Annotated in this window: 18 protein-coding genes; 8 read left to right on the top strand and 10 right to left on the bottom strand. The window is 64.8% G+C overall.

Features of this window, described 5'->3' with window-relative positions; translation table 11 throughout:
- Positions 1-109: 109 nt before the first annotated feature.
- Positions 110-589, bottom strand: coding sequence for a DUF6764 family protein (locus ACNEOT_RS17805; RefSeq protein WP_415975627.1), 480 nt, complete (start codon positions 587-589; stop codon positions 110-112).
- Positions 590-797: 208 nt separating this feature from the next.
- Between ACNEOT_RS17805 and ACNEOT_RS17800 the strand changes: the two genes are divergently transcribed.
- Positions 798-1,148: a VOC family protein gene (locus ACNEOT_RS17800; RefSeq protein WP_415975625.1), complete on the top strand. Its 351-nt coding sequence runs from the start codon at positions 798-800 to the stop codon at positions 1,146-1,148.
- A gap of 9 nt (positions 1,149-1,157) precedes the next feature.
- Here the strand turns inward: ACNEOT_RS17800 and ACNEOT_RS17795 are convergent, their stop codons facing one another.
- Positions 1,158-1,532 carry a winged helix-turn-helix transcriptional regulator gene (locus ACNEOT_RS17795; protein ID WP_415975623.1) on the bottom strand — a complete coding sequence of 125 codons (375 nt, stop codon included), beginning with the start codon at positions 1,530-1,532 and terminating at the stop codon, positions 1,158-1,160.
- Positions 1,533-1,644: 112 nt separating this feature from the next.
- Between ACNEOT_RS17795 and ACNEOT_RS17790 the strand changes: the two genes are divergently transcribed.
- Entirely contained in the window at positions 1,645-2,499 is an 855-nt protein-coding gene (locus ACNEOT_RS17790; protein ID WP_415975621.1) for an SDR family oxidoreductase, read from the top strand.
- A gap of 26 nt (positions 2,500-2,525) precedes the next feature.
- Entirely contained in the window at positions 2,526-3,146 is a 621-nt protein-coding gene (locus ACNEOT_RS17785; RefSeq protein WP_415975620.1) for an FKBP-type peptidyl-prolyl cis-trans isomerase, read from the top strand.
- Positions 3,147-3,216: 70 nt separating this feature from the next.
- On the opposite strand, the gene ACNEOT_RS17780 is transcribed toward ACNEOT_RS17785, so the two are convergent.
- Positions 3,217-3,846: a lipocalin family protein gene (locus tag ACNEOT_RS17780; protein WP_415975619.1), complete on the bottom strand. Its 630-nt coding sequence runs from the start codon at positions 3,844-3,846 to the stop codon at positions 3,217-3,219.
- Positions 3,843-5,843 carry an MMPL family transporter gene (locus ACNEOT_RS17775; protein WP_415976351.1) on the bottom strand — a complete coding sequence of 667 codons (2,001 nt, stop codon included), beginning with the start codon at positions 5,841-5,843 and terminating at the stop codon, positions 3,843-3,845. The genes ACNEOT_RS17780 and ACNEOT_RS17775 overlap by 4 nt, the downstream gene beginning before the upstream one ends.
- 207 nt (positions 5,844-6,050) lie before the next feature.
- Between ACNEOT_RS17775 and ACNEOT_RS17770 the strand changes: the two genes are divergently transcribed.
- Both ACNEOT_RS17770 and ACNEOT_RS17765 read left to right on the top strand, forming a co-directional pair.
- Entirely contained in the window at positions 6,051-6,530 is a 480-nt protein-coding gene (locus tag ACNEOT_RS17770; RefSeq protein ID WP_415975618.1) for a MarR family winged helix-turn-helix transcriptional regulator, read from the top strand.
- A 229-nt stretch (positions 6,531-6,759) separates the two neighbouring features.
- Positions 6,760-7,161, top strand: a complete 402-nt coding sequence (locus ACNEOT_RS17765; protein ID WP_415975617.1) for an STAS domain-containing protein — start codon at positions 6,760-6,762, stop codon at positions 7,159-7,161.
- A 147-nt stretch (positions 7,162-7,308) separates the two neighbouring features.
- Here the strand turns inward: ACNEOT_RS17765 and ACNEOT_RS17760 are convergent, their stop codons facing one another.
- The 3 genes from ACNEOT_RS17760 to pruA form a co-directional block, all read right to left on the bottom strand.
- Positions 7,309-7,497 (bottom strand): hypothetical protein, encoded by a 189-nt coding sequence (locus tag ACNEOT_RS17760; RefSeq protein WP_037194480.1) that lies wholly within the window; start codon positions 7,495-7,497, stop codon positions 7,309-7,311.
- Between the two features lie 185 nt (positions 7,498-7,682).
- Entirely contained in the window at positions 7,683-8,627 is a 945-nt protein-coding gene (locus ACNEOT_RS17755; RefSeq protein ID WP_415975615.1) for a proline dehydrogenase family protein, read from the bottom strand.
- Positions 8,624-10,273: an L-glutamate gamma-semialdehyde dehydrogenase gene (gene pruA / locus ACNEOT_RS17750; protein WP_415975614.1), complete on the bottom strand. Its 1,650-nt coding sequence runs from the start codon at positions 10,271-10,273 to the stop codon at positions 8,624-8,626. The genes ACNEOT_RS17755 and pruA overlap by 4 nt, the downstream gene beginning before the upstream one ends.
- Before the next feature lie 99 nt (positions 10,274-10,372).
- On the opposite strand from pruA, the gene ACNEOT_RS17745 reads away from it, so the two are divergent.
- Entirely contained in the window at positions 10,373-11,944 is a 1,572-nt protein-coding gene (locus tag ACNEOT_RS17745; RefSeq protein WP_415975613.1) for a PucR family transcriptional regulator, read from the top strand.
- Positions 11,945-12,017: 73 nt separating this feature from the next.
- On the opposite strand, the gene ACNEOT_RS17740 is transcribed toward ACNEOT_RS17745, so the two are convergent.
- Positions 12,018-12,629 (bottom strand): histidine phosphatase family protein, encoded by a 612-nt coding sequence (locus ACNEOT_RS17740; RefSeq protein WP_415975611.1) that lies wholly within the window; start codon positions 12,627-12,629, stop codon positions 12,018-12,020.
- Entirely contained in the window at positions 12,626-13,732 is a 1,107-nt protein-coding gene (locus tag ACNEOT_RS17735; RefSeq protein ID WP_415975610.1) for a PEP/pyruvate-binding domain-containing protein, read from the bottom strand. The genes ACNEOT_RS17740 and ACNEOT_RS17735 overlap by 4 nt, the downstream gene beginning before the upstream one ends.
- A gap of 145 nt (positions 13,733-13,877) precedes the next feature.
- Between ACNEOT_RS17735 and ACNEOT_RS17730 the strand changes: the two genes are divergently transcribed.
- Positions 13,878-14,273: a hypothetical protein gene (locus ACNEOT_RS17730; RefSeq protein ID WP_415975609.1), complete on the top strand. Its 396-nt coding sequence runs from the start codon at positions 13,878-13,880 to the stop codon at positions 14,271-14,273.
- A complete protein-coding gene (locus tag ACNEOT_RS17725; protein ID WP_415975608.1) occupies positions 14,270-14,923 on the top strand; it encodes a hypothetical protein in 654 nt (217 codons plus the stop codon). The genes ACNEOT_RS17730 and ACNEOT_RS17725 overlap by 4 nt, the downstream gene beginning before the upstream one ends.
- On the opposite strand, the gene ACNEOT_RS17720 is transcribed toward ACNEOT_RS17725, so the two are convergent.
- Positions 14,917-15,939, bottom strand: coding sequence for a LacI family DNA-binding transcriptional regulator (locus ACNEOT_RS17720; protein WP_415975607.1), 1,023 nt, complete (start codon positions 15,937-15,939; stop codon positions 14,917-14,919). The genes ACNEOT_RS17725 and ACNEOT_RS17720 overlap by 7 nt on opposite strands.
- Positions 15,940-15,994 lie beyond the last annotated feature (55 nt).

The raw sequence follows: 15,994 nt of genomic DNA, 5'->3' as shown, positions 1-15,994 counted from the left end.
GCATACCGAGACTGTGGTTGACCGAGACTGTAGGTCAATCAGACTGTAGATCACGCAGTCATCGGGGGCATCCATATGGCTCACTCGCGTCCCCCCGCCGTGGCGGATGTCAGCCGATGCAGCCCTGCAGTGTGGTGAAGCTGCCTGCGATTCCGGTTCCGTTGCACACCGCGCCTGCCGGTGTGAGGGTGACGGTCGAGCCCGGTGCGGCCACCGCGATGGAGAGCCCGAGGCCTGCTGCGGTGTTCTGTGCGACGGCACCCGGACCGAAGGCGATCGCTGCGGGCGCGCCCCCGAAGCTGCCGTTGCTGACGGCAGTTCCGCCGTTCAATCCGAGTGCCAGGGCAGCTGCGTTGTTCATCGCCTCGGCCGAGCCCCAGCCCTCGAGGCCCAGTCCTGCTGCGGCGCTTGCGACGTCGGCGGAACTGTCGCACTGCGATCCTCCGACGAGTGCGGCGAGATCTGCTCCTCCGGGTCCGGTGGTGCAGGCGACCGGTGCTGCCGATGCCGTGCCGGGTACCAGTGCCGCGAACGCACAGGCAAATCCGAATGCCGCGGCTCCGCCGACGATTCTCTTGGTGTGGAACATGGTGAATGCCTCCCGAGATCAGTGCGCCGGCACCGGTGTGCCGAGCGTGTCCGGTCGCTGGGTCATTGCTGTGTACGACCCTTGCGTCCCGCTCCGAGTCTCGACGTGTCCGAACGCGGCACGGGTTCGGCATCATCACGGAAACATCTCGGTAGTATCACGCTGGCGTAACGGACCGGTGGGTGCTCGGGGCCCCTAGGATCGCCTGATGATCGGACGGATGGACGAAGTGGTTTTCGATTGCGCGGAGCCGGCGTTGCTGGCGAAATTTTGGGCCGGGGTGCTCGGTGGAGAGCCGATGATGCGCGACGACTCATGGCATTACGTCGACGTCCCCGGCTTCTCTCGGCTGGCGTTTCAACGAGTCCCGGAAGGAAAGTCGGGCAAGAATCGACTCCATCTCGACGTCGACGTACCGGATATCGACCGTGCCGTCGGCCTGGCCGTGGCGCTGGGCGCGAGGGTGCACGGCGACCGGCACTCCGACTCTGCGGGATCTTTTCAGGTGCTCCTCGACCCCGAGGGCAACGAGTGGTGTCTGGTGACCCCGCCGGCGTGACGGGCAGCCTCAGCGCGCGTCGTGCTCGGCGCGCGATTCGAGAACGGCGGGCATGGAGCCCTCGATGAGTTCGATGAGATCGCTCAACCGAGTGCCGACGTCCCGGCCCAGCGGAGTGAGGCTGTACTCGACCTTCGGTGGGATGGTCTCGAGTACGGTCCGAACCACGAGGCCGTCGCGCTCGAGGGTCTGCAACGTCTGCGAGAGCATGCGTTCGCTGACGCCGTCGACGCGTCGACGCAGTGCATTGAATCGATAGTCACCCTCGGTGAGAGCGGCCAGTGCCAGCACGCCCCACCTGCTGGTGGCGTTCTGCAACGTCTGCCTCGACGCGCAATCCCGTGCGAAGACGGAGGCTTCGAGTGACGGTGCGATTTCGGGCATACCTCCATGCTAGCGCGTGCGCAGACGTAAGCAATTATTTCGAGGGTTGCACTGCACGAAAAGTAAGTGCATAGTGGTGTGGAACTTGAAACCTCAACCCCAGGAGTTCTTCATGACCACTGCAGTGACCGGAGCAACGGGCAATCTCGGCGGACTCGTCGTCGACGCACTCATCGAGCGTGGCGTCGCACCCGCCGAGATCGTCGCCGTTGTACGCAATGCGGACAAGGCCTCGGCTCTGGCCGACCGCGGAGTTGTGATTCGGGTTGCCGATTACAGCGACACTGCCGCTCTGACGTCTGCCCTCGCGGGCGTCGACAAGCTGCTACTGGTCTCGGGTTCGGAGGTCGGTCAGCGAATTGCGCAGCACAACAACGTGATCGACGCTGCCGAGGCGGCTGGGGTCAGCCTGATCGCGTACACCAGCCTGCTCGCCGCCGACACCTCCGGCATCAGCCTTGCGCCCGAGCACAAGGCGACAGAAGAGCGCCTGACGGCCTCGTCGATCCCCGCCGTCTTTCTGCGCAACGGCTGGTACTGGGAGAACTATCTCGGCTCGCTCGCTCAGACGATCGAGAGCGGAGTGCTGCTCGGTGCGGCAGGCAACGGCAAGCTTGCGGCCGCCTCGCGCGCCGACTTCGCCGAAGCGGCCGCAGCCGTGCTGACCCTCGATGGCCAAGGCGGAAAGGTCTACGAGCTCGGCGGCAGCGAGCGGCTGACCTATGGCGAGCTCGCGGACGTCATCAGCGAGATCTCCGGCAAGTCGATCGTCTACAAGGACCTCGCCGAGTCCGAGTACGCCGCAATTCTCCAGGGCGCGGGACTGCCCGACTTCGTGGCCGCCATGTTGGCCAGCGCGGACGCAGGCATCTCGCGAGGCGAGCTCGACACCGACTCCGGCGATCTGCAGGCGCTGATCGGGCGAGCATCCACTCCTGCTGCACAGGTGCTCCGGGCCGCAGTGTGACGGGAGGCGGAGGCGGTACTTGTAGCGTGGGCGCGGTGAATCACACCCGCACCCGCACTCTGTTCCTGGCCGCCTCCGCATCGCTCGTCTTGTCGACGGGTGCCTGCAGCTCGGATTCGGACACCTCGTCACCGGCGACGACCTCTTCCTCGGCTTCGACGTCCTCCGCTGCAACGGCCGCCGGCGCGAGCACGTGCCCCACGGCACCGGTCGAGGCGTCTGCCACCCCCGAGTGGACGCTCGACGGTGACACCGGCAGCATCGCCGTCGTCGGATCCACGGACACAACCGCACCGTCGGTCACGGTCGGGGCTCCGTTCAGCGTCGCCGAAACGCAGGTGAAGACGCTGAAGCCGGGTGACGGCCCGGTCGTTGCTGCCGATGCCAGTGTCTCCGTCTGCTACATGGGCGTCAACGGCCGCGACGGGTCGACGTTCGACAGCAGCTACGAGCGTGGCCGACCGGTCGAGTTTCCGCTCGACCGAGTTGTCGCAGGCTTCCAGAAGGCCATCGCCGGGCAGACCGTCGGCTCGACCGTTGCCGTTGCGGTCACCTCGGCCGACGGATACGCGAGCGGAAATCCGGCGGCCGGAATCGAACCGGGCGACAGTTTGATCTTCGCGATCTCGATTCTGTCCGCGAGCTGAGTGCCTCCGGCAGTGGCGTGGTTATGTGCCCTCTGCGGCACATAACCGCACCACTGCGGCTCCGCCGCACTTACACCGTCGAAAGCTGCTGAATCGTATTCGCGCCACCCGGGGTGGGTGTCGTGGTGATGAAGTTCGAGTCGTAACCAAGCGATTCGGCGACGCGGCGGATCTCGCGGAACTGATCGACGCTCACGTCGGGCGTGCGCTTGAGCACGAAACCGGACGTGCGGGTGGGGCTTCCGACGAACGCCCACGAGTAGTCGTCGGCGATGTAGGCCACGATGTAGTTGGTCGGCCCTTCCTGGCTCTCCTGGGTGGGAACTCCCGGGAAGCTCACGTGCAGTTGGGCTTTGGTGACGGTGTCGTTGACCCGTGCGTTGCCGACGATGCGGTTCTCGCCACCGGTCCAGGTGGTGCAGGTGTTCTCGACTCGAATGTTGGATTCGTCGATCATCTGGTAATTCGCCTGGGTGTCTCGGGCACAGATCAGGTTGAACGGTTGCGGCACAGCAGCGACCTGGTTCCAGGTGCCCAGGTAACGCTCGACATCGAGTGACTGGATCGGAGCCAGTGGCTCGAGGCCGACCGATCCCAGGGGGCCGACCGGCTGCGCCTGAGCCGGGGCCGCGGTCAGCAGTGCGCCTGCGGCGAGGGCACCGACGAGTGCGGTGCGGCCGAATGCGTTGCGGATCTTCATGAATTCGCTCCTTGGGTTGCGGTTGTGCTCGTGTTCGAGTCGATCCTGTTCGGCCACCAGATCCCCGGGCCGATGAGGGTGAACAGGGCGGGAATCACGACGGTTCGTACCACGAAGGTATCGAGCAGAATGCCGAGTCCGACGATGATTCCGAGTTGGGTCAGGGTGATCAGCGGTAGGACGCCGAGCACGCAGAAGACGGCTGCCAGAACGATTCCCGCGCTCGTGATGACACCTCCGGTGGCCGACACGGCTCGCACGATGGCAGATCTGGTGCCGTGCCGAGGCGTCTCCTCGCGGGTGCGAGTGACCAGGAAGATGGTGTAATCCACGCCCAGCGCGACCAGGAACAGGAACGCGAACAGTGGAGTGTTGTCGTCGAGGGCGGGGAATCCGAAGACGTGCAGGCTTACCCAGCTGCCGATTCCGATCGCGGCCACTGCGCTCAATACCGTTGTGGCAACCAAGATCAGGGGTGCGACGAGGGCGCGCAGCAGTACCAGGAGCACGGCGAGCACCACCGCGAGGATCGCGGGAATCACCACGACCCGATCCCGAGCCGCGGCGTCGGTGGTGTCGAGTGCCTTGGCGTCGCTGCCGCCGACTTGCGCGCGGTCTACGTCGTTCAGTGCGAAGCGGATCTTCTCGACGACGGTGAACGATTCGTCGGATGCGGGGGCCGCGTCGGTGACGACTGAGAGTCGGGTGAGTCCGGTGTCGGAATCTGCGACGCGTTCGACGGAGACGACCCCGTCGATGCCCTCCACGGTGCTGATGACCCCATCGATGTCCGCGGTGGGTGCGAGGACCGTCGTCGGATCGGCGGATCCGGCCGGGAAATGCTGGGAGAGAGTATCGAAGCCTTCGACGGACTCGGCGGTGACGCGGAACTGCTCGGTTTGCGAGAGTCCGATCTGGGTCCCGAACAGTGCGGCACAGCAGGCCAGTAGCGCCACGATGGTGACCGAGGCGGTCGCCATGGGGCGTCGGGCAACGCCTGCGGCGATCGAATGCCAGACGCCCTCCGTTGTGGTGTCCCTGTCCGAGGCCTTGGGTACGAAGGGCCAGAACAACTTCGGGCCGCACAACGCGAGTAGCGGAGGCAGTACGAGCAGGACGAAGACCGCTGCGACGACGAGGCCTGCGGCGGCCAGGGCTCCGAGGCTGCGGGTGCTCGGCAGGATCGCGAGCAGCAGTGTGAGCAACGCCAGTACGACGGTTGCATTGCTGGCGAGGATGGCCGGCCCGGCGTGGCGAACGGCGTGGCGCAGGGCGAGGCGATGGTCGGATTCGCGCCGCAGTTCCTCGCGGTATCGGGAGATCAACAGCAGCGCGTAGTTCGTGCCTGCTCCGAAGACCAGCACGCTGGTGATTCCGGAGGTCGAGCCGTCGAAGGACAGGCCGGTGACCTCGGCCAGGGCGGTGCCGACGGTGGTGGCGAAGCGGTCGGCGAAACCGATGACGGCCAACGGCACCAACCACAGGATGGGTGATCGGTAGGTAACGATGAGGAGGACGGCCACCACGAGTGCAGTGACGGCGAGAAGGGTGAAGTTGGCACCGGAGAACGAGTTCGCGATGTCGGCTCCGAAGGCAGGTCCGCCGGTGACCTGAGCAGTCAGATCGGGCGACAGGCCGTCGGTCGCAGCGGACCGCAGTTCGGTGATCAGTTCGTCGAGCGTGAAGCCCGACAGTTCGGAATCGACCTGGACCAGCGCAATCGCGGCTTTGCCGTCGGGTGCGACGATCGGGGGCGGGCCGGGCTCGTCCGGTACCGAGCGAGCCACGGCGATCAGCCGGCCCTGCGCTGCGGCTGCGCCCTCGATGTCGGACGGTGTGAGGTCACCGCCATCGGCGCGGCTCAGAACCAGAATCACGGGTGCGGTGTCGGAGTCCGGGAACTGGGAGAGTAGCTGGTCCACCTGGTAGGACTCGGCGGAGGTCGGCAGTGAATTCGGTGATCGACCGGCGGAGTCGTTGCTGCCGACGAGGCCCATCACGACGACGGACAGAACGAGGATCGCCAGCGCAACAGCCCACGATCGACGGTGCGTCACGGCTGCGGCGACGCGGTCCCAGGCGGCGGTGTTCTCGGTTCGAGTGCTGTCCACGTCAAAACAATCTCATTTACTTAGATATTAAGCAACTGAATCTTTTGCGGGCAGTAGTCTGACGTTGACCGCAGCGAAGGAGTTACCACCGACATGGCCGACCGAAACCACCTCGAATCCGCTATTTCCGCGGATCTTCGAGCGCTGTCGTCGGTCTCCGAACAGATCGGCCAAGTGTTCGGTGCGCTACACAGCCTGCGTCCCAACGATTTTCGAGCACTGTTGCATGTCATGGTTGCCGACGTCGAGGGTGCACCCCTGACGGCGGGGGAGCTGGGCACGATGCTGGGACTGTCGTCGGCGGCGATGACCTACCTCGTGGAGCGCATGATCGCCTCCGGTCACATTCGCCGCGAATCCGACGCATCCGATCGACGAAAAGTCATTCTGCGCTACGACGAACACGGGATGGAGGTCGCTCGGGGGTTCTTCGGTCCCCTCGGCTCGCGCACCAGCTCCGCGTTGGCAGAGCTGCCCGATGCCGATCTCGCAGCGGCGCACCGGGTGTTCGAAGCGCTCATCGGAGCCATGCGCGAACATCACGCTGACCTGGGCAACACTCCACGCGCGTAGTCGCACCGGCGCGTATGTGCGCCGCCGGATGTTCGAACCCGCTGCTGGGGGGATGGTTCCGAATCGATGCTGGACGTAACGCACGCCGGTGCCGTAGGGTTGCACCTGGTTGAGCTAACAGCCGGTCACGGGGAAACGCAGCGAAGTCGGCGTCCGGGTCAGGCAAATATTCTGCTCCCGCTGCGTCTATCGGTTTCCCCCTCAGTTCGACCGATCGATGGGATCTGCCATGAGTGTTGAATCTTCAGGCAACAAAGTTCGCACCACCCCGGTGACCGTCGCGGAGAAGTCCGTGTCCGTCGCAGCAACCGGAGCAATCTTCACCGCGCACGACGGCCCCGACGGCTCGCTCGTCGTCGCCGTCCACGGCGACATCGACATGCGCAGCGCGCCGATGTTCTCCGATTTCGTCCGCAGCCGCGTGTCCAGCAAACGGCACGTCACCCTCGACCTGTCCAATGTCGAATTCTTCGGCATCGCAGGTCTCACCGTCTTCGATGCAGTTCGTGACTACACGGCCGGCATCGGCGCATCCTGGTCGATCGTCGCAGGACGCTCGGTCTCACGATTGCTCAGGGCCGCCGACCTCGAGTCGTCCATCCCGACGACTCGTCCGTCCAGCGACCAGTAGAACTCCGGCGATCATCGCCGCGACAAGAGGTGGGCAGCTCCGGTAAAGGGGCTGCCCACTGTTCGTCCTGTACACAGGAGAATCGAACGATCCCGCGCCGTACAGCCGGCCGGCGGGATCGTCCGATAATGTTCCGACGCAAACGAACTAGTCTTTCGTACCCTCGGAATCGCTGAAGAACGCCCACTCCCCGTCGTGCTCGACCTCGAGTCGCCAGCCCAACTCTTCGTTGTCGGCGCGGCTGTCCTTGAACCACGCATGCGCGTCCTCGGAACTCGAAATGTCCTTGGTCTCGACGACGGTTCCATGCGGATCGATAACTCTGTAATTTGCCATGCAGCCAGGGTGCCCCGATGTCGCAGAACCTAATCCACGCGGGAACGCGGCGGTCGACTCCTGGAATCCGCAAACGCGCGCGCATTCGTCGAATGCGCGCGAAACCGCCTCGGAAACGACGCGATTCTGCGCGCGGATGACAAACGCGCGCGCGTTTGCGGCGACCGGGTTGTGTGGTGCACCCGCTACGTGCGCGAAAGCACCGATCGCGCGAAGAACAGCAGATTGGCGGGGCGCTCGGCCAGTCTGCGCATGAAGTACCCGTACCACTGCGACCCGTACGGGACGTACACGCGAACGTGCCGACCGGCCTCCACGAGACGCCGCTGTTCCAGGTCTCGGATTCCGTAGAGCATCTGGAACTCGAAATCCTCGGACGATCGTCCAGTAGCCGACGCGAGCCGATCTGCCGCCTCGATCATCTCCGGGTCGTGCGAGGCCACCATGGGATACCCGCGGCCGTTCATCAACACCTGCAGGCACCGGAGATAGGAGTCGGATACCTCCTGCGCACTCTGAAACGCCACGGACGACGGCTCGTTGTACGCGCCCTTGCACAGTCGGATACGAGATTTCGGCCTCGACAGGTCGTGGCAGTCGGCCTCGGTGCGCCGTAGGTAGGCCTGCAGCACCGTGCCCAGATCGGGGAAGTCCTCACGAAGTTCGCGGACGATCGACAGGGTCGAATCGGTGGTGGTGTGGTCCTCGGCATCCACCGTCACCCACACCCCGGCCGCGGTGGCCGCAGTGCAAATCGTCCGTGCATTCTCCAGCGCCAGGCTTCGATCGATTCCTTGGCCGAGCGCGGACAGCTTGAGCGAGATCTCCAGCGCGTCGATCGTGGACCTTCGGTGCGAGAAGCGTTGTATCAGAGACAGATACGCGTCCACGGTCACCTGCGCCTGCTTCCGGTCGGTGGTGTCCTCGCCGAGGTAGTCGACGGAGACGAACCGACCCGATGCCAGCAAGGCGTCGACGGCGCCGACAACCGCGGGCTCCGATTCGCCCGCCACGAAGCGGTCGACGAGCGATCGGGTGGCGCGCAGACGCGTCACCGTCGCCTGCAGTTTCGGTGAACGCGCTGCCGCCAGCAATGCCGGCCGCAGCGGATTGCTCAGCAGAGTGGTCATCGTGTGCCCTCGCCTTCCTGATGCGGGTAGCCGTGGGTGGTCGGCGGGACGAATGTCTCCTTCACGGTGCGGGCCGAGGTCCAGCGCAACAGGTTCTGCGGTGAGCCCGCCTTGTCGTTGGTTCCCGACGCACGAGCTCCACCGAACGGTTGCTGTCCCACCACCGCGCCGGTCGGCTTGTCGTTGACGTAGAAGTTTCCGGCCGCGAAACGTAGTGCGGTGTGGGCTTGTTCGACGGCTGTGCGATCGGTGGCGATGACGGCTCCGGTCAGGGCGTACGTCGATCCGGTGTCGACGGTGCGCAGTGTGTCGGCGTAGGCGTCGGGCTTGCTGTCGTCGTAGACGTGCACGGCCAGGATCGGCCCGAAGTACTCGGTGGTGAAGGCCTCGTCGGTGGGGTCGTCGCCGAGGAGCACGGTGGGGGAGACGAAATACCCTTCGGAGTCGTCGCAGGTGCCGCCGGCAGCGATGGTCAGGCTGGATACGGATTTCGCTCGATCGAGGGCAGCTGCGTTGCGGTCGAACGCCTTTCGGTCGATGACGGCACCGCCGTAGTTGGACAGGTCGGTCACGTCGCCGTACTTCAGCGCCGCGACCTGCTCGATGAACGTCTCGCCCATCGAAGCCCACAACGATTTCGGTACGAAGGCCCTGGACGCTGCCGAGCATTTCTGGCCCTGGAAGTCGAATGCGCCGCGAATCATGGCCGTGGTCAGCACATCCGGATCGGCGGAGCTGTGCGCGACGATGAAGTCCTTGCCGCCGGTCTCGCCCACGAGCCGTGGATACGAGTGGTAGTTCGAGATGTTGTTGCCCACCTCGCGCCACAGCGTCTGGAATGTCGCGGTCGATCCGGTGAAGTGGATGCCGGCCAGACGCGGATCGGCCAGGGCCACTTCGGAGACCGTCGGCCCGTCGCCGAGAACCAGGTTGATCACTCCCGGTGGCAGACCTGCCGCTTCGAGCAACTGCAACGTCAGATACGCGGCGACGGCCTGAGTCGGTGACGGCTTCCACAGCACGGTGTTTCCCATCAGCGCAGGCGCGGTGGGCAGGTTGCCTGCGATGGCGGTGAAGTTGAACGGGGTTATGGCGTAGACGAATCCCTCGAGCGGACGATATTCGACGCGGTTCCACACTCCCGGTGCCGATACCGGCTGCTCGGCGAGAATCTGTCGAGCGAACGCGACGTTGAACCGCCAGAAGTCGCTCAGCTCGCAGGGTGCATCGATCTCCGCCTGGTAGGCCGACTTGGACTGACCGAGCATCGTTGCAGCAGCGATTCTTTCGCGCCACGGGCCGCACAGCAGATCGGCGGCGCGCAGGAACACCGCGGCCCGCTCGTCGAAGGGAAGATCGCGCCACGTGGGGGCTGCTGCCGTCGCGGCGTCGATGGCGTCGCGCACATCCTGGTGAGTGGCCCCGGTGAAGCTGCCGATGATCGACGAGTGGCGGTGCGGCTCGACGACGTTCTGCACCGGACCGCTGGCCTGTCGGTGTACTCCGGCGATGACCTGGCGGATCTCGACGGGCGATGTGCGGAGCTCGCTCAAGCGGGTCCGCAGGCGAGCCCGTTCCGGGCTACCGGGGGCGTAGTTGTTGACCGGCTCGTTGATGGGTGTTGGGACGGATGTGACGGCGTCCATGGCTGCTCCTCGTCGTCGGTGTGTGGTGCTCATTCAAGTCCGACGGCACGCTCGATCAATCAGCTCATCGGCCAAAGATTTCGTGATCTACTTGTCCGTATGGCCAATACTGTGTCCCTGCGATCGCTGCTGGCATCGCTGCACAGTGCCGTCGTCGAACTCGTTCTCGCGCCGACGGGAACGAACATGGCCGTCGAGTCCGTGGCGCTGCTCGATGCCGACGACCTGCGACTACCCCTGGAGACATCCGCCGATCTGACGCTGCTGGTGGGCGTGACCGAGGCCGACGTGGTGCGGTGGTTCGACGATCTCGCATTGCGTCCGGTCGCAGACCGACCGCGCGCGGTGCTGACCAAGGTCGCCGCGTCGGCTGCGCTGAACCACGGCGCGCGCGAGACCGGAATCGCACTGATCGCCGTGCACCGACAGACACGGTGGGAACTGTTGCTGTCGACGATGCGCGGAGTCCTCGACCAGGTACGTGCCCAGAGCCCGGACGACGCACCGTTCGGAGCCGACACCGACCTGTACGAACTCGCGCAGACGGTGGCCTCCCTGACGAAGGGCATGGTGAGCATCGAGGACGAGCGCTCACATGTGTTGGCCTACTCCGCATCCGACGACGCTGCCGACGAACTACGTACCCTGTCGATCCTCGGCCGAGAGGGGCCTGCCGACTATCTGCGCAGACTGCACGAGCAGGGCGTGTTCGAGCGACTCCGCCGCACCGAAGACGTGATCGACGTACCGGCCGACACCGAACTGGGTATTCGCCGACGCCTCGCCGTTGGAATCCGCCGAGTATCGGTCAGCTCAACGACTCTCGGCACGATCTGGGTGCAGGAGGGTGCCGCTCCGCTCGCCGCCGATGCCGATGCGGTACTGCGTGGTGCCTCCGCCGTCGCGGCCCGCCTGATCACCCGCATCGCGAACGCACCGACCAACGAGGCCCTGCAGATTCAGCGGTTGCTCGGGGCGAGGGGAGGCGGCGTGGACGTTCCGTCGTTGGCCTCGGCGCTGTCGATACCCACCTCGGGATCGGCGGCGGTCGTCGGATTCGCTGCCTGCGGAGAGTTCGAGATCACCGCACAGGCACCCGCGATCCGATTGCACGCCAGCGCCTTTCGGCGAGACTCCCTGGTCACCACCATCGGTGAGAGAATTTACGCGCTGTTTCCCGGGGTGGCGTCGGGCACGGGGATTGCGGCGTGGACCGCCGACGCCGTGGCACGGATCGAGATGCGTACCTCGCTGGCACTGCGCGCTGCGGTCGCCGCACCGATCGCAGACCTCGACGGGGTGGCCGTGGCCAGATTCGAAGTCGATCGGGTACTCGACGGCACCACCGGCGAGGTGCGTGTCACGACGCTCGAGCAGTCGAGAACCTCTGTGCTGCTGGGGGAAATACTCGAACTGATCGCCAATCACGACCAGTTGCGAGACCCTCGTGTCGCTGCCCTCGACCGCTACGACGAGACCAACGACTCCAGAATGCGCGAGAGCCTGGTGACCTACCTGTCGTGCTTCGGCGACGTTCGAGCGGCAGCCGAGCGCCTGCACATTCACCCGAACACCCTGCGTTACCGCATTCGCCGCGTCGAACAGATTCTGGATCTCGATCTGACCGATTCCGATGCGCGCCTACTGGTGGAGATTCAGCTGCGCATGTGAGCGGGGTGGGAATTCATCGCCCGAGGGGCACCGAACAGCCGGTTCCGCGGCGGGCGAAGGCAACCAGTTCGACTCATGGACGGATGGAAACCGGGAATCCAGTCCACTGCAGTTGCTTTGGGAGGTGGCTCATGTCGTTGAACATGACGAGGCTCGGCGGGAGCCCTGTCCGATATTCGATAACGGTGAGCGCGGTGTTCGCGCTGTCGATGCCGAGCCACCGAACGGGTGGTGCGCCGAGGGCGTGACGGACGAACCATGCGATCGGATATGCGTGGGTGATCAGAAGTTCGTGAGTGTTGTTGGGGGACTTCGCTGAATCGGGCGTCGTGGCGAAGCGCTCGATCATTGCTTCCGCCACTTCGCCACCGCTCGTTGCGTCGCCGGTGTCCCAGCCGTCGAAGAACGGGATCCAGGATGGCGGTGTCTCGCTCGGTGCCGGCACGTAGGGGACGTTGTCGACGAGTTCTTCGGACTCGATGACGGATGTGCGAGACCGGCGGTGACGGGCGATCTCGTGTGCTGAGTCCACAGCCCGTGGCAGAGGAGAATGCCAGATGACGTCGAGCGGGATGTGTTCGAGGCGTTCACCGAGTAGGCCGACTTGTTCGCGACCGGCGTCGGTGAGATCACCGAAGGCGTCGGCGTCTCCGTGACGGGCTATGTACGCGTATCGAATTGTCATGTGGTGATCGTTCCTTCGTCACCGTCGATAGCGATGATGTCGTTGTCGCGCAGTAGATCCGTGGCGTTCGCGACTGCCAGAACCGCCGGGATTCGCAGCTCGCGGGCGACAATCGCGGCGTGGGACAGTACGCCTCCGGTTTCGGTCACGACCCCTTGTGCTGCGCGCAGCAGAGGAGTCCAGGCGGGGTCGGTATGAGGGCACACCAGAATGTCGCCACGTCGAACCCGGGCGAAATCGCTGGGACCACGAATGATTCGAGCTGATCCTGTCGCACGTCCGGCGCTACCCGGTGTACCGGTGAGAATCGTGGGGGAATCGAAATGTCTGCCGATGGTGCCGGTATCGGCCGTACTGCTGTGAAGTGGCAGCGCGGCTGTGATCGGCCGGGCTTGCAAGATCGAGATTCGACCGTCGGCGATAGCCCATTCGATGTCGCGAGGTCCACCGAACAAGGTGGCGATCTCGCGTCCGAGCTGAGCGAGCCGCATCGCAGTCGAGTCGTCGAGTGTCGCGCTGTGGCGATCCGACGATACGACGTCGCTGGTGACCAACTGTGTCCCGCGGCGATCCGTTCGAATCCGCTTGTCGGCAATGATCGAGGTGGCGGTCCCGTCGTCTCCGATGCGGTACCGGTCGGGGGTGACGGTTCCGCCGACCACTGAAACCCCGAGTCCCCACGCTGCTTCGATCTCGGTGACGTCGCCCGGTGTCGATGGGGTGAACATGACCCCCGAGATGTCGGCATCGACGAGACGCTGGATGATCACCGCCATTGCGCCGTGTCGGGGCGAGGTGGACCGATTCCCCGACAGATTGTCGCGGTAGCTCACGGCACGTTCGGAATGCAATGACGCCCAACAGGACTGCATCGCGCTCATGATCGCGTCGATGCCCTGTACGCCCAAGATGCTCTCGTGTTGGCCTGCAGCCGATGCTGCCGAACCGTCCTCGCTGTCGGCCGACGAGCGCACCGCCAGAGGAGTATCACCGAATGCTTCGAGCCAATCGGCGATTGCGGTGCGTAACGCCTCCGTCGCACCGGTTCGATCGCTCTTCGCTGCCCAGTATGTAGCGAACGGAGCGACAATGCCCTCCGGCACAGGAAGATTCGACCGAAGGAGCATTCCGAGCGCATGCGCTTTCCCTCCGCAACGCGATAGTGCTGCGTCCCTGAGATTTACAAGCATCTCTACGACCCTTCAACAAAATGTTGACAACTTTGGGTCGATACTGCAGGCTTCGGCGATGGAACACAAGGGCGAGGTCGGGTCATCGACGGGTCGAGCGCACCTGGACGCCGAGCGAGAACAGCAGGCAACGAAGCATCTTCTGGGTCTCGGTGCGCGGGATCTCGACGCTCGCCCTTGGCGCCGTGCGCCTGCTCCGCCGTCTGCGGTCGACCTGGCGGCATTCGCTCTCTGGCGTTCGGCCGAGCTGGCTCCGGACGCGATCATCAGCGCTCTGACACTGCTGCCCGCCGCCCGAGCGGAGGTCGAAGGTCTCGAATCGGGCCTGCTGTTCACCGCTCGCAGCGCTGACCTGACCTGGGCACACATCGCAGAAGCGATGGGATTCAACTCGAAGCAAGCGTGTCAGCAGTACTACTCTCGACTCACCGCACATGACGCCGCTCGATCATGACCGCCGTTTCCTCGCCCGAGCTTGTTGTCCTTCACGCTGTTCGCATTCTCGGGTTTGCCGACACCGCTGTGATCGCTCGCCGTTACGGCGTCGACACCCGGCTGGCAGGCGAGATCCTCCTCGATGCTCAGGCGTCCGGATGGATCCAACGCACCGGATTCGCAGACCTTTCCGGGTGGTCGCTCACGGAATTGGGGCGGACCGTCGACGAACGACAACTTCGCGAAGAGCGAGAGGCGACGGGCCGGACCGACTCGGTGTGGACCGTCTATCGGGAATTCCTGCCGCTCAACAAGCGGCTGCTGCGAGCGTGCACCGATTGGCAACTGCGGCCGAGCGACACGAACAGGCTGACCGTCAACGACCACAGCGACCAGGGATGGGACCAGCGAATTCTCGACGAGTTGGCGTCCATAGGCGTGGCACTGAGCCCGCTTGTCCACCAACTGAGTTCAGCTCTCGCGCGGTTCGCCGGTTACGACACCCGATTCGGTGCGGCATCGGAACTCGCTCGAGCCGGAGAACATAGTTGGGTCGACGGCATCGATATCGACTCGTGCCACAAGGTCTGGTTCGAGCTTCACGAAGACCTCCTGGCGACACTCGGTCTAGATCGCCGATCGGAGGCAGGCATCGACGAAAGCTATTGATCAGGAGACGTATTCGGTTGACCGGTGCTGGATCGGATCACCAGGCTCGGTTCGATGAGCGAGCGTCTGGTGCTTCTGTTTCCGGTATCGATCTGGTCGAGCAGGATTTCGACGCTTCGGACGCCGACGTCGGTGAATTCCTGGCGAATGGTGGTCAGGGGCGGGGAGAAGAACTCCGCGTCGGGAACGTCGTCGAAACCGACCACGCTGACGTCCTGCGGTACTCGTTTGCCGTGAACATCGAGCGCCCGGAGCACCCCGAGTGCCATCGAATCGTTACCCGCGAATACTGCTGTGACTGCGTCGATTCGGGCCAGTTCACTGCCGGCCAGGAACCCCGATTTCGCGGTCCAATCGCCGCTGAGTGTTGCCGGCGGATCGATGCCGGCATCCTCGTGGGCCATCCGCCACCCGGTGACGCGGTCTGCGGCCTCGTACCACCCGAGGGGCCCTGCAACGTGCCACACCGCGCTGTGCCCGAGGGAGAGCAGATGCGCGGTTGCGGCCCGCGCTCCGGCGATCTGGTCGACCGAGACCACGGCCAGATCGCCTGCAGGTGATCCCTCGACGGCGACGAGCGGGAGCTCCCCGGCCAGATCGGCAATGTCGCCGCCGTCGGTTCGCAGGGGCGCGATGACGACGACACCGTCGACCCCCTGCTTCTGCAACCGGCGGACACACGTGATGATCGCCAACTCGTCGAACGAGGTGGGGACGGCGACCACGACGGAGTAACCGGCTTGGCGGGCGGCGTACTCGACGCTGTAGAGCGTCGACACCGGACCGTACAGAGCGTTACCGGTTCCCACGATTCCGATGGTCTTGCTGCGACCGGTGACCAGAGCGCGAGCGGCAGTGTTCGGCCGATACCCCAGTTCCGAGATCGCCTGGTCCACCTTCGTTCTCGTCGCTTCGGTCACGTTGGGATGACCGTTGATGACGCGGGAGACTGTCTGATGAGACACGCCTGCCAGCCGGGCTACATCGGTCATGGCCGGTCCGCGTGTCGGCGTCATCGCGTCGCTCCCTTCCAGTGGTCGAGGACAATCACAGCATGTCCGGGCCTGCGAT

The sequence above is a fragment of the Rhodococcus sp. 077-4 genome, assembly GCF_047782425.1.
Taxonomy (GTDB): Bacteria; Actinomycetota; Actinomycetes; order Mycobacteriales; family Mycobacteriaceae; genus Rhodococcoides.
This window is presented reverse-complemented; position numbering and strand designations above follow the sequence as displayed.